This is a genomic window from Candidatus Neomarinimicrobiota bacterium, from assembly GCA_016784545.1.
Classification (GTDB): domain Bacteria; phylum Fidelibacterota; class UBA8477; order UBA8477; family JABMPR01; genus JABMPR01.
This window is the reverse complement of the sequence record JADHUM010000043.1, coordinates 23,317-37,800: the sequence shown is the minus strand read 5'-3', so window position 1 is coordinate 37,800 and position 14,484 is coordinate 23,317. Positions and strand designations below refer to the sequence as shown.

10 protein-coding genes are annotated in these 14,484 nt (G+C 44.9%); all 10 read right to left on the bottom strand.

All coding sequences use genetic code 11. The features are described 5' to 3' along the window. Positions 1-191: 191 nt before the first annotated feature. Positions 192-1,256: a collagen-like protein gene (locus tag ISR87_10570; protein ID MBL7025889.1), complete on the bottom strand. Its 1,065-nt coding sequence runs from the start codon at positions 1,254-1,256 to the stop codon at positions 192-194. Positions 1,257-1,812: 556 nt separating this feature from the next. Beyond that, positions 1,813-2,793, bottom strand: coding sequence for a Gfo/Idh/MocA family oxidoreductase (locus tag ISR87_10565; protein MBL7025888.1), 981 nt, complete (start codon positions 2,791-2,793; stop codon positions 1,813-1,815). 125 nt (positions 2,794-2,918) lie between these two features. Then, positions 2,919-5,591, bottom strand: a complete 2,673-nt coding sequence (locus ISR87_10560; GenBank protein ID MBL7025887.1) for a carbohydrate binding family 9 domain-containing protein — start codon at positions 5,589-5,591, stop codon at positions 2,919-2,921. Between the two features lie 341 nt (positions 5,592-5,932). Continuing rightward, the gene (locus ISR87_10555; protein MBL7025886.1) at positions 5,933-7,159 is read right to left on the bottom strand and encodes a hypothetical protein; all 1,227 of its coding nucleotides are present in this window, start codon (positions 7,157-7,159) and stop codon (positions 5,933-5,935) included. Between the two features lie 193 nt (positions 7,160-7,352). Then, positions 7,353-8,696, bottom strand: coding sequence for a hypothetical protein (locus ISR87_10550; protein ID MBL7025885.1), 1,344 nt, complete (start codon positions 8,694-8,696; stop codon positions 7,353-7,355). Between the two features lie 129 nt (positions 8,697-8,825). Further along, on the bottom strand, positions 8,826-10,025 hold the full coding sequence (locus ISR87_10545; GenBank protein MBL7025884.1) for a hypothetical protein: 1,200 nt from the start codon (positions 10,023-10,025) through the stop codon (positions 8,826-8,828). After that, a complete protein-coding gene (locus ISR87_10540) occupies positions 10,022-11,458 on the bottom strand; it encodes a glycosyltransferase family 2 protein (protein MBL7025883.1) in 1,437 nt (478 codons plus the stop codon). The genes ISR87_10545 and ISR87_10540 overlap by 4 nt, the downstream gene beginning before the upstream one ends. Then, the gene (locus tag ISR87_10535; GenBank protein ID MBL7025882.1) at positions 11,455-12,594 is read right to left on the bottom strand and encodes a HEAT repeat domain-containing protein; all 1,140 of its coding nucleotides are present in this window, start codon (positions 12,592-12,594) and stop codon (positions 11,455-11,457) included. Before ISR87_10535 ends, ISR87_10540 begins: the two co-directional genes overlap by 4 nt. After that, positions 12,584-12,955, bottom strand: a complete 372-nt coding sequence (locus ISR87_10530; protein MBL7025881.1) for a response regulator — start codon at positions 12,953-12,955, stop codon at positions 12,584-12,586. Before ISR87_10530 ends, ISR87_10535 begins: the two co-directional genes overlap by 11 nt. Beyond that, positions 12,952-14,481 (bottom strand): response regulator, encoded by a 1,530-nt coding sequence (locus ISR87_10525; GenBank protein MBL7025880.1) that lies wholly within the window; start codon positions 14,479-14,481, stop codon positions 12,952-12,954. The genes ISR87_10530 and ISR87_10525 overlap by 4 nt, the downstream gene beginning before the upstream one ends. Between the last annotated feature and the right edge of the window lie 3 nt (positions 14,482-14,484).

Sequence of the window (14,484 nt, the reverse complement as noted above, 5' to 3'; positions counted from 1 at the left end):
CTCAGTTCGGAAATTTGTCTTAAGCTTCCTTCAGATTCGCAGTCACCCACGACACCCTTGCTCTCGACTAGTGGTTGGAAACTACAATCCTCCACAGTGGACTTGCACCACCTAGTTATTAACCATGCACGGCACACTAGCAAAAAAAAGCCTCACCGAAGTGAGGCTTTTCTTAAGCTTTAATCAGTCGCTTATGGTGTAAGCGCAGTGATACCTTCATCCAGCAATGACTCAGTCCAATAAGGATTGTGAACACCGTGGCTACGATCTTCAGCGATGTAGATATAGTTCCACCAGGCTTTGTAGACATCGATCCCGTAGGTGCCGGGAACCGTATGATGGGCACTGTCAAGAATTCCTTCTGTGACCAGTAAACCAGCCAGGTCGTGCAACTTGGCAGCTATATCGGTCTGGAAACCTTTGTAGTCATAATAACCTTCATGCTCGAATTCACCATCACGGCTGGCATCGAAGACAACATCTGGACCTGTATGACAATCATTACATTTCTCAGCCGCTGGCCAGAAAGTGTGACCGCCGTTGATGTTGATTTCATCGCCTGTTGTTTCATACATGTGACATCCCACGCATCCAGCCTCTAAATGGGGGCTGAAAGCTGTACCAGCCATAGATCCATTGTTACCTAAAAGCAGGTTGGCCTGTGGACCATGATGTGGACCAGCATGTGAGCTAGTGAGAGTACCGGTTAACCCGTCTGTAGAAACCATGCTGTCAAAGCCTCTGCGGGCCTGATGGCAATTAACACAAAGATTACTACTGGCATCCACGTCCATGGTGACAGTTGCATCGAACATGGCTGTAACTGCACTGGTTAAGCGCAAAGCGTAATCTGTATCTTCTTCAAATGTTTCTTCGAAGGTTGTGTGTAGACCATGACAGGTTGAACACTGCCAGGGTGTTGGCGTGGCATAGTTGCCATTCACATCGCCTGTTGTAACGTACTCAACAAATTGCTCGTGTCCATGACAAGGCGCACAACTGCCTCGGCCACCGGCATAATCAACAGCCAAGTCACCAGAACCATGCTGTGAACGGGCCATTTCAAACTGGTTGTCCAGCATTGTGGCATCGTTATGACAAGACAGGCAGGTTACCTGGGCAGCAGGACCTTCAGGACCTACAGGACCTTCAGCTCCGGCAACGCCAGGTTCGCCGGCAGGGCCTTCGCAACTAACTGTAAACATCACCATCAGGGCCAAAACCAAAATGGCAAACAGGTTAATTTTTTTACTCATTTTTTTCCTCCATGTTAACTTCTATTGTTATTTCAATTTTTCCTACGTTTGAGAAATCCCACCAAAGCATTCCTAGATATTGGAATCTCTTGATGATCATAATAGTCACTATCAGCAACTATTTTTTCTAAAAAAACCCACCAAATCGTTTAATTGTCAATTACTTAGACGAATCTCGAGGCGGGTAGAGATAGTGGTTCTTGAGAAAAATCTATCAAATTGTAATTCAGGACTAAAAGGAAACACTTCAATTCTCGCAAAAAGAATGCCACCACCACGGCTAACACACAATATGTGCCTTTGTAAAACAATGTCCCGAGTTAGTAAAAAACTTTTGAACAATGAAATATAGAGAGGAGTCTTCTATTAACAACAGGGTTGTATATCTGAAAAACATAAGCGAGTTGCAGAGCTGCGAATCAACGCCTCACATTATTTCTAAATTATCAATACTTTAGGGCTGGAAGATTCTGAAGATTCTCATTATCTGAACATTAAAATACTTTCATGTTCGATTTTGCTTATGTTTTGAACCATCATTCGGTCGTGTGCCGTATCACTCCCCGGGATAGGTAACCTTTATGCTTCCCCTGATCTGATCCATTGTGTCCATGATTTCAATGGTTTCATCCAGGGGCATAAGCGGATGTTCAATCCTACCTTCTTCAAGCATTTCCATGACTGCCTGGGCTTCATACTGGTAGGCATTTGAGGTATGGGGGGTTTCAATTTCAACCTTGCCCAGCCCCTGTTCGTGGATGGAAATCTTGTCTGGTCGAATGATCATGCCATGTATTTCTAAAAACCCCCTGGTGCCATGCAGGGTAGCATTATTTTTGGAGAGGTAACGGCTTGAGCAACCCAGCTCAGCAGTAGCTCCTGATGGGTACCCAAATAGCATGGAGACCTGATCGTCTACACCAGTATGGTAGAGGTGAGCCATACTTTTTATTTCATTGGGTTTACCCAGGAAAGCAGATGCTAGCGCGATGGGATAGACACCAAGATCCAGTAATGATCCCCCTCCCAGATCTCGATTATATATACGGTGTTCTGGCTCTACATCGAACCCAAATGAAAGATCTGCTTTAAAATGTAATAACTCTCCCAGGCGTTCTTCCTTTAGAAGGTCACCCACAACTTGAAACCAGGGCTGGAACCGATTCCACATTGCATCCATGAGAAACAAATTTTTGTGGCAGGCCAGAGTAACGAGTTGCCGGGCTTCCACCCCATTGAGGGTGAAGGGTTTTTCACACAGGACGTGTTTACCAGCATTCAATGCATCCCGAACATTTTGGAAATGAAAGTTATGGGGAGTACCGATATAAACAACATCCACATCAGGATCAGCAAACAAGTCTTCATAGGAACCATATACTCGGGAAACCTGCCATTTCTCAGCAAAGACATCTGCAGTAGCTTGATTTCGTGAACCCACTGCATGAATGCAGGCATGGTTCAGAGTAGTCAGCCCCTCAGCAAAAAGATTGGAAATGGTTCCTGTTCCAATAATACCCCAATTGTACTTTTTCAATTTTCACCTCTGTTTGTAATGTGTAATAAAACTAAACCAGCATATGGACAGGGGAAGATAAAAAGTGAGAGGCCAGCTAAACTGGCCCCTCTTTCGTATGCCTAAATCTCTGTTGGAGGTGTTTACTACCCAAACCAATATGAGAGTTTTAGGGCGAAAACATCATCGGCCTCTGATTTGACAAGGCGATTAAAATCTTTAACGAAATCATATTTGCCATGATTCTGGAAGTCTGAGCCATTGTGGGTCCAGACAAAGAACATGGTGGAACCAGGCGAGAACTCCCAACGTAACACCATGGTTCCCACCAGAGCCTTGTAATTAAAATCCGGATTATAAAGTGTAAAGGCGTCGGTATCATCTCCGCCTGTTGGATCAATGAGATAATTTTCATCTATGGTTGATCCTTCCTCACCATAAACCAGGAACTCAGAAGATTCAGGTCGTTTGTACTCTTTGAAACCAGAGTAGTCACCTACAGCAATGAAGGGCTGGAAATAGCCTTCCAGACTAAAACGGGGTGTAATGGGGTAATCTATACGGATATCAGCGGAGGTCACGGTCTGGTCCAATTGGGAAAAGACATAGCGTTTCCCGTACATTGATGTATTGGCGGGATCATCCACCGCTGTTATATATTGAGTCATATCTGTTTCCCAATATATAGATGGCCCAATGGATAAGTTGAGCTGATCACCCAACTTCAGATTAAGATTCATGGATAAACTCAGTTCGTCACTCCCCTCAGTATCTGCACCCCAATCCAGAGAAAACGAATAGGAGATATCCTTTCTATAATCTGAGTTGAGACCGATACCAAAAAAAGATTCTGGAGCCTCAAGAACCCGAGGTCCTCCCCTTAGCGCTGTATTATTCAAGTTCTCGAAGGCGTAGCCACCATTCATATTCAGGCTCCAAAAATTCACAAAGCGAAGTGATGCCATGCTAAAGATGACATCAGATGTATTTACACCTTCAAAATCATGATTGTTTGCATAAAGAATGCTGGCACTGGCTGAACGAATATAGGTACCACGCTCTAGCCATCGATAGCCCACGTTGATATGTTTGTTGATCACATCTGTGCCATACGTCAGACCCAGATCATTGGTTTCAAACCCTGGTGACACCCATCCCAGTGCGGCATTAAATTGAACTCGACCATCCTCTTTGTTGAGTCTAATGCGACCAGCATGACCACTCATCGTTGTCATGGAGGTATCAAGTTCAACATGGTTGGCATCCGGGCGTTGGAAATAGTGACTTGGACCATGCTGTAATCGATACATTCTTTCAGTTGAACCACTCACCTGAGATAACCCTCCCCAGGCACCCAGGGCCCACCCCCTATCTTTGCCGAGAAAAGCCCAACCATCAACGCCAAGACCGATTCCCTGGCTGGAGAGCAGATCAGCAGATGTATGTTGAGTATCCTCCTCACCAAGTAAACTGATTCCATCCATGTAGCGATTCGTCATTGTCCCCATTAAGCCCAAACCATAGCGGCCATCGTCCATTTCTTTCAGAGTTCGAATAAGATTGTAGCTTGTATATGGCTCAACCTGTTCCTCCATGACCTCTCCATTTTGATAGTAGCTGGCATGTTCACGATTGGTGAGGGCAGAAAGACCTCCAACAGACCAGTTGTCGCCTATTTTCCCACTGATCTTGGCAGCCCCTAGAATTCTGGTTTCAGAGGGCTGATTGAGAGAGTCAGATGTAACAGAGGCTACATATCCCTGGGGGGGACGGCCAATGCGACGGCTATAGAAGAAGCGTGGTTCACCAAAGTTGACGCTGATATTGTTAGTGGGACCTCCATTACCAAAACGGAAGATGTTTCGGCCTTCAAGAAAGAATGGTCTTTTCTCATCATAATAGGTTTCATGGTCAGACAGGTTGATGGAGGAGGGATCGGCTTCTACCTGGCCAAAATCTGGATTGATGGTCGCATCAACTGTAAGATTTGCACCAATTCCCAATTTCATATCCGCCCCTATTCCAAAATCGCTATCCTTGCCTTCAATAAAGGCATTGTCCTGGCGAGTGGGCAGATTACTGGCGCTGGCTGTAATATATGGAAGATACTCTCTTCGTTTTGGAGGATGAATATCTCTAATATTCGTTAGGTCCGCAGCTCGGCTCATGGTACCACTCTCATTGAGTGGAAAATAGAGAAAATAGTCCCACTCCCCTGTTCGCTGAATGTATCGCGTAGGTAGAATGCCCCAGACATACTCCTCTTTTTCACTGAACCTCAACTGAGAGAGAGGAATTCTCATCTCTGCTGTCCAGCCTTTATCGTCTATTCTGGTCTTACCTTCCCAGATACCATCCCAGGAATCATCGGTCCAGGTATCATTGAAATACACCTCATCCCGCATGGATCCAGCCGGGTTAATCTGAAATGAAAAACCTGATCGTTTATCATGATATGAATCAATTATGACTTCAAAAATGTCTGAGTTGAGGTAGGCATCCCGGCGTCCAATTCTTCCAACAACTGAATCAGGACGAGTATCCCACATGCGTGCACCCACATAGATGGCTGCATCATCATAGGCAATCCACATGTCTGTTTTCTGTCCAGCCTTGGCCCCATTAAAAGGCTCGTACTGAATAAAATCAGAATAGCTGGTGCCGTCATACAATGCCTCGTCCAGGTGCCCATCAATTTTGAGCGGTTCAGCAACTTTGACAGCCTTGATTTCACGCTCCCGGTAGTCGTTTGGATCATATGGATCGTCATATGCCAACAAGCCTGCAAAAATGCTAAAAAAGAAGATGGTGTATTTCATAATAACCCCAATGTGTGTTCGGTGTCAACTCTTGTCAGTTTCAAGCCTACCAGGCTCTCACAGGTGTCATGGTTGTGAGATCATCATGATTCTGACTGGTATTAGTGAATGCATAGTCAGATCTACCTATAAGAATCATGGACAATATTATGTCAATCCATATGCCAGTAAGGCTCAGAAGCACTTATATGCAATATATACAGGTAGATATATTCAGAACATCTACACGTGCTGAACATAAAAAGACATCAAATTGATTAATATCCATATGGATTTGATATATTCCTAACCAGGGGAATAGTGCCAGTTAGGGGTTTTAGGCGATTTTAAAAGTGTCTAAGCTAAAATCTTGGGTTTACAATATTGTTGTAAATTGAGCCGAATGTGTAGCTGATACCCATTGAACCCCAATAGCTGTACTGAGTTTCAAGCTCCTGGGTTTGGAGCAAAATTTCTTCCTGACTGGCCTCGCCCTTGGGTAGAGAGAGTTGGTCATGGATGAGGGAATAACCACCGTAAATATTATAGGAAAAACCTTTTAAAATTTTCAGGGAGAGTTCTCCCCTGATATCCAGCCGATTCTTGCTAAAATCATGGAAATAGTGGGAACCTTCAAGATTCAATTCGGCGGAACCCCAGGATTCATGTAGTTCGAAATCGATTTCAAGGGCTTCCTTGAGAAGTTGTTCCTCGTTTTGGTCATAGATGGTTGTCTCATGGTAATCATTCATGTTCCATCCCACAATATACTGAAATCGAAATTCCCGGCGGGTGGATTCCTGGTAGGGAAAGATATTGTATTCCAGGGTGGGATTGACCCATATAGCCTGATCAAGATTTGAATAGCTAGAAATGAAGGCTCCTGCTCTGAATCCCACTGAGACGTGATCTGAAATACTCTTTACGACCAGAGAATTGAAACCAGGATTTCTTCTAATGCTCACATATTCATCCTCACCTATGGTGAAGCGTTCCTCATTGTAGGACCCGCGGAGTTGGAAGCTCAGCTTCCAGGCTTCTGTGGTCCGGCGAGCATTAAAACTCCAGTAGGCGTTCGTGTTACTATAGGTGGATTGTCCATCAAACCAGCCATTAAGACTGGATTGAAACACCCAATAATCCCACTTATCCTCGGGCTGCTCCATGGTTACTTGGTTGTTGAAACTTACGTTGATATCCTCTGCAAGGGGGGTATAATTTAAAAATCTCACCGTTCCAAGCTGGAGCCATTTCAGCGTTTTTTCTCGAATTTCATCATCAGACATCTCTTGATCTGTCACATAGGTTAAGGAGTCTCGCAGCCCTTCAAATTGTTTGTGCCCATCCAGAGTCATGGTGTATTTGCGACCGTTTCCACCTGTACTTTGACGGGTAATCATGATAAAAACATCTGCATCATTGCGGTCAATGACATAATTGACATAATCAAGTTTGGTACGGATATAGTTCATATCACATGAGGGACAATCAATGTAAAGATTGGGTGCATCATTTTTTGAAACATCCTGACCAAACAGATTTGGGATAATCAGAAAGAAGATGAAGAATTGCAGAAAGATTTTGAACATGTTGTGGACACCCCTGTAAACACAAAAAACGTGGCTAATACTTTATATCAGGAAGAACGACGATAGCAAATCCCGTGCAAGAATGAGCGTAGAATATGGCACAGCAGAGGTGCTGATTCCAGAATCATCTGATCTTCTCAGGAGAAAAATAAGGAAAAACTACCAGGTTGTATAATTTCTGAGGGAATCTACCTCAGGGAGTTTGCGAAATGATACTCCTGGCATAACTGCGGCCATAGACAGAAAAATCGATGAGGATATCATTGAGCTCCTGCTCAAGATTCTGAAGTGCCTCTGGATTCCCGGAATTATTAAGTACATCAATTAACTCATTTTTCTGTGCGAAACTCTCCAGTTCATAATTGGGATCAGATACCAATTGTTCGGGGAAATTCCTGGCGATGATTTTGTCCAGTTTTCTGGATCTGGAAGCTGCTTTCCTGGTGATAATTTCGCGAGGGAGCATATCCATGTAATGAGGTATGGTCCTTTGAGAAGCCAGGGTCTTGATTTGGAGATATTCCATATCATTCTCAAGATATGCTCGCTCCAAGAGTTGTCTTTGCAAAAGCTCTATGGCCATGTGTCTATTTGAGACCATCTGAATTGCCTCATCCTTCATACGGCTGCGACCCGTCATATCCATGACATTCATGATGATCATTTTAATGGTGCCCACACCAGGCAAAGCACGGGCGTGGTAGGGTTGTGTCAAATCAGCAAGATAATGCAGTCCCCACCCCATAAAACGCCAGCCCCAGTAATCATGACCCAGACTGAAGGCCAGCTCAGAAAGTGTTTTGTATAAGTGGATTCGATATTCTGGATAACATTCTTTGATGAAGGGTGCGACCATATTGATTAAAGCGGCTTCATGATAAAGCCCCATGTGAACAGGGGCCTGTGAACCGTATTCAAGTTTTGCATCTCCAAAGGGCTGGGTCCCCATTTTGTATGCTTCACCCCATTCAGTACCATTGTTTTCATAAAGCCCGATGTCCAGACCCAGATCAGGTTCATGGTTTGCAGACACCAGGACACTGAGAGGATCTATTCTCTCCCCTGGTTTTAACTCAACAAAGGTGACATTGTAAAACCCACTATTCTCTTTCAGAGGCGTTACATCCTCAGGAACCAGGATAGCACGGGAACCTGATTCAGCACCAGGCATCAACTGCAAATATGAGATAAATTTGGACTCGGGATTGATTCGAATGGCCTGTGCAAATCTTTGGCGGACGGTTTCCACGTCATAATTCGCCCTAAAAGTCAGAGAATCTGGGAGCGGTGCATAAAATTCCAAATTTGCTACTGCCCATGCTTCCTCCTCCTGTAGTGTCTCCTCCAGATACAGTTCAGCCAGTATCAGGAATTCCTCCAAACTCGTTACGACAACATCCTCAGCTGATACAACTTCCTCCATAGAGGAAAAGATCGGCTGAGCGATAAGCGTATGCAATTCCCAAGCCTTTGCCTGACTGGAAACCAGAGTAAAAAGCAACATTGTTAATATATGTACATTGAAATATTTCAGCATGAGTTCACCCAGTATATATGAATCGTTTTTAAAGATAATTAATCTAAAATAGTGGAAATATTTGATTTGAAAAACTATTTCTACTGCTAGCTAAATCGCTAAAGTGCCTTATTGGGATGTGATATGAGACTAGCGTTTAAGGTGTTTCACTTCATTGCGGAGGATATTTGAAATCAAGGGACGATAATATCTCCAGAAAAATTGCTGACGTTCCTCAACATTTTTATCGTTGTAAAAGAATTTATGGAATCGCTCGATGCCCTTAAAATAGGCGGTGGGTGGAATAACTGGATTGTCAGAAAAATCACCGGCAAAATAGTAAAAGGGATATTCATCAGTACTCGCTTTCAGCACGGCTGGAAATATTTTGGGAATATTGTGAGCGCTGAGGAGAGAATCACCGCGTTCATTCACCTCAAGATGATAAATGGATATTATCTGATTATCCCGCTCAGGAGACGAAACAATATCAAACCAGAAGGGATATTGGATGGAAGGCGGCAGGCCATATGTCTGGGCATAAACAGCTTGCGTTTCAATAATAGGCGCTTCCTGAACCAAATGCGTGCCGTATTCAAGAATAACAATGTCATCCCATCTAACCAATACAATGCCAGAATCAAAAAATGGCCACTTCACCCCGTACTTTTCATGATAAAGATTAACCACCCATTCTGGCAAATCTCCATGTGCCGTTGAATCAAGCGATAGAAAATAACGTCCCGTCCACCCTGACCACTTTATTCCCAGAATAACCTGGAGTGAATCTCGCATACTCCGTCCAGTGGGCGGGGTGAAGAGGGAGAACTCACTCACTACAAGTTTCTTCTGAGCACGGAATTCTTTTAGAACCTCAAGATCGCTTTGGTTAAAGCCACCATACAAAAGACGATTCGGTTCATCTGCATCAACCCCATAGTCGTGAGTGTACACCCCATATGAATCGGTGAGATACAGCAGGTCAGACTGGTTGACCAGGTCGCTTATTTCCAGAGAGTCATAAGACTGAAAATCACGAACCGAAAAATCACCACCCAAACGGGGGTAGAATCCGTAGTAATCTGAATCAGGGTTGTAGAACTTCTGGGATTTATTCACAATCCGCTCATGATTTAAAATCCAGTTTAATGAGTGTAGCTCCATATTATTGTCATCAGTAACAGACTTGTTGACGATAACGATTTCAAGCTCATGTTTTGAAGAAAACACCCATAACAGATACATCACCAGGGGAGCAGCCAGCATGAAAACAAAGATATATCTTAAAATCACGACCTCGAGAGGTCTTGTTATGAAGCGTAGAATCTTATCAGTATTAATCTTGATCATTTTGAACTTTCATCCGGTGCCGTAGCAAAACCCTTGCGTTCCATCTTGCCCCAACCTTCAACCTTTCTGAGTGCCGAAATAAATCCATGAATACGCCAATAGATGGTGAGTTGACGATACCCGAAATTCTCGATGATGGCCAGAAAAAATAGTTGAAATAAATCTCTGGTTCGAGGGTAGCGCCTGAAAGTGAGCTCTTCAAGTGCCACTGAGAATAATGAGAGCGCTACACCAAAAATGAATGCCACCACAAAGAAGGCAGCCATATATGTATATGAAATAGATCCCCAGATGACGGCGATGAGAAACGTAATATAGCCGGGCATCTCAATAGCAGGTCCCAACATTTCCAGAAAATAGAAATAGGGGAAGGCGAACATCCCGATCCGTCCATATTTTGGATTAAACAGCATTACCCTGTGGCGGGAAAGCACTTCGAATAGTCCCCTTTGCCAGCGGTCACGCTGACGTCCGAGAATTTTAGTTGATTCCGGGCATTCTGTCCAGGCCACGGGATCAGGAACAAATGAAATGGTATAGGGTAGCTTGCGCTCAAGATGGTATCGATGAAGTTTTACCACCAACTCCATGTCCTCACCTACCGTATCATGGGCATAGCCTCCCACGGCAACCACAGCTGAGCGCTTAAACATCCCAAAAGCCCCAGAAATGATCAAAGTCGCATTCAGGGCGCTCCATCCCATACGTCCAGAGAGAAAAGCCCGCAAATATTCAAGGACCTGGAATTTGGCCCAGATGTTTTTTGGCAATCTGATTTTTGTCAGGGTGCCACGTTGGAGTGTACAATCATTTACGATTCTAATAATCCCACCAGCGGCAACCGTATGGGCATCTTCGAGAAAGGGTCTGACAATACGAATAAGTGCATCTCGTTCCAGAATACTATCGGCATCCATGGCACAAAAGAGGGGGGTACGACAATAATTTATACCCACATTCAAGGCATCAGCCTTGCCCCCATTTTCCTTGTCAATGACCCACAGATTGGGTTGATACTCGCTGCGATAAATACCCCGAACAGTAGCTGCTTCAATATCTGCGACCCGGTATCGGGCTGCTGGTTTTAGTTCGAAGGCATTGATAAGTTGCTCCATGGTTGAATCCTTGGAGCCATCATTGATGACCAGCACTTCATATTCGGGATAGTTTAAAGCTAGAAGGGCACGAATAGATTCCACACAGGTAGCCTCTTCGTTGTAGGCAGGGGCAAAGAGGGTCACAGGGGGTACACCGGCTTTTGCCATCAAGGATTGCAGGTCGACTGCCTCCATGCGGCGGGCATAGGATCGCAAAGAGAAAAAAGCAAAAATAGTTGTCAGCAAGTAGAAGAAATTCAGAAGGAGGAAGTAGGCCAGAACAACATAGTTGAACCCCTCCAATAAGATCTCCAGCAAGCGTACAAATATGGTCATAGGCCATGGACCTCGGTGAGGATTTGCTGGGCAATTGATGCTCTGGAATGATCCGAAGCGGCGATTTCCTCAAGCAATTGGGTGCTTTTAATCTGGTGCAAGGCTCTTGCGGCTTGCAAGGCCACCCAACTTGAGGGATCGTCCAGACCCTTCAGCATAATGGACGCATCAGATTCCAAGCCAACTGAACCAAGAGCTGAGAGGGCATGAATGCGGATAATCTCCTCAGGTGACCCAACCAGGTCAAGGAGGAGCGGTCGATGTCTGGGGGTTCCCATATCCCTCAATATCTTTAAACAGGTTGCGCTTAGTTCTGGGTCACCTCCAGCTTCCAGAACCTTTACAGCCGCATCTGGAGCCGCCAGATCCCCTATTTGTCTTAAGGCTTCCGCTGCTGCAATCTGCACTCTAACCGATGCTTCCCCATTGAGCAGTTCCTCCCGCAAGCGAGGAGCAATCGATGGTCCCATCTCAGATAGCATGGATGATAGAAAGTTCATGCTCCATTCATCAAAATGCGAAAGTTCTGGGAGTATGAGGTCGATATGCTCAGGATAATCTGCATGGGCTAAAATTCTTGCTGCAGCCATCTTTACTATGGGGGCATCCTCTTTTAAAGCTTGAATGATGGGATCGATAAATTCTGGAAATCCCAGGGTGGCCAGGATATTGATATTGCGCGCACGCAACTCGGGATAACCACGCTGCAATTTGCTTGCGATCATCGGCAAATGTGGAGCGGCAAGGTCCTTTATGATTTGTAGCTCCTGACCTCTAAGCCTTGATGCGAATCGGTAGAGATATTGAACAAAGAAATCCCTGTCTCTGCGCTTGATCTCCATCTCTGGAGAGGCTTCATTTTCGTCATTGGACAGCGCTTCCATGATTTGCCCCTCCCAACTCTTCTCAAGTCGAGAATACCTCTTTGACAGCAGATTGTTTTTCACCCGCAGCAGTACCACACCTATGGCTATGATGATGGTAAGCACAAATAGAAATACCACCGTAAGGATGAGTATTTGCAGGGCCATTTCAAGACGCGGGAGTTTCTCAAAACAGGAAAAAAATTCGTTTCCCACCCCCTTTAAATAGGCAAGAAACTGCTTCAAATATTTGAGGATTTGTTCAGAATTCAAGATGAACCCTGAGTTGAGCCAGAAGCTCAAAAGGATTAAAGGGCTTTCTTAGCACCGCTTTGGCTCCCAGATGAAGCCACTTCTCAACCAGGTCTTTATCATCTCGGGCGGAAAGCATAACGACTTCAGGTTGTCCAGGTGAGGACGAACTTTTAAAAAACCCCAGCAATGCTTCACCACTGATATCGGGCAATTGGTAATCTAAAATGATTCCGTCAATTCTGTGATTTTGCATCATTTTCCTAGCCGTCGCTCCATCTGCAGCTTCAAAAATTGTCAGATTTTCTATTGAAGCGAGAACTGAGCTGAGAATGAGGCGAATATCCTCGTCATCATCTATGATTAATAGTGAATAGCTCATTTCAACAGGCGTCGGATTCTGGCCAGCAACTCCATGGGACTGAATGGTTTCAATACGTAGTCATTTGCTCCTAATTTGAGGCCCCTGGAAATGTCCTGTTCGCTGCCCATGGATGTCAGCATGATCACCGGAGTTTTTTGGTTCATGGAGTCTCCGCGGGTCCTCTGTAGCAGCTCAAAGCCTTCCATCCCAGGCATCTTTACATCAAAAATGGCCAGATCATACTTGGTTTTCCGCGCGGCTTCCAGAGCTGCGTCACCACGATCGAAGTGATCGATTTCAAAACCATCTTTGCGCAATCGATGAAGAATAAATTCTGATGTGAGATCATCATCTTCTGCCAGGAGAATTCTGGTAGGTCGAATTTCAATTTCGTCATCAGAGCCCATGATACAGTTTCTACCACCAGCTTTCGCCCGATACAGCACTGCATCGGCTTGTGAAAGTGCCTGTTCCATATCTTCATCTGGCTTGACCTGATAGACACCACCGGAAAAGGAAATGGAAATGGATGCCCCTGTTTTTGTGACCAGTGGAAATTGATTTAGATGCGAGAGCGCTTTGGTCAATGCAGCCTTCCCATCATCTTCCAGTGTAGAAGGAAACAGTACTGCAAACTCTTCCCCACCCCAACGAGCTACATAGTCTGATTGACGCAATTTCTCCCGGATCTGTGTGGCTACATAGCGCAACGCTTCATCACCAACCATATGTCCATGTTCATCGTTTATTGCTTTGAATTCATCTATATCGAGCATAGCCAGACAAAGCGGGGAATCCTCGCGACGAGAGAGTTTGCTTTGAGACTCGAAATTCTCAGAAAATGCTGCCCGGTTTGGAAGATTGGTAAGGTGGTCATAACGGGTTTGCTTTTCCAGGTTGCGACTACGTTGCAGGGTAACAGCCACCCGGGTGGTCAATAAGGCGGGATCCAGAGGCTTTTCAAAATAGTCATCCGCTCCCAGGGCAAAACATTCCGCCTTAATTTGAGGACTATTTTTAGCAGAAAGAACGAGGACTGGCAAGGTAGCTGTTCGATGATTCTCTCTCAGTTTCATGAGAAAATTTCTGCCATCAATGTCAGGAAGGACCAAATCCAATATCATTATGTCGAATGACTCTTTAGCAAGGATGTCCATACCTTCCCTGGCTGTTTCAGCTGTGGTCACATCATAGCCCTGCTTTTGCAATATGACCCTCAGCATCAATCTTATCTCGTCTGAATCATCCACGACCAGGATACGTTCACGATCTGTTCGAGTCCCATCATATAGTTCCTGGAGGTGGGCAACCAGGTGGGCCAATGATTCGGCCAGCATGTCGTCAGCAGCATCTTCTACTGCGGCTGAAAGTTCGCTAATTCTTGGGAATCCATAGGTCGCTCCAGATCCTCGGAGAGAGTGGGCTAGCCTTCTAATAGAAACAGCAGATTCTTCGAAATTGAGTGAGAGCCCTTTCCCAGCAGCACGCAAGGCTTCAATTCTTGAACCCATTTTTTGCAGGTATACTTTTTGAAATTCTTCCATGCT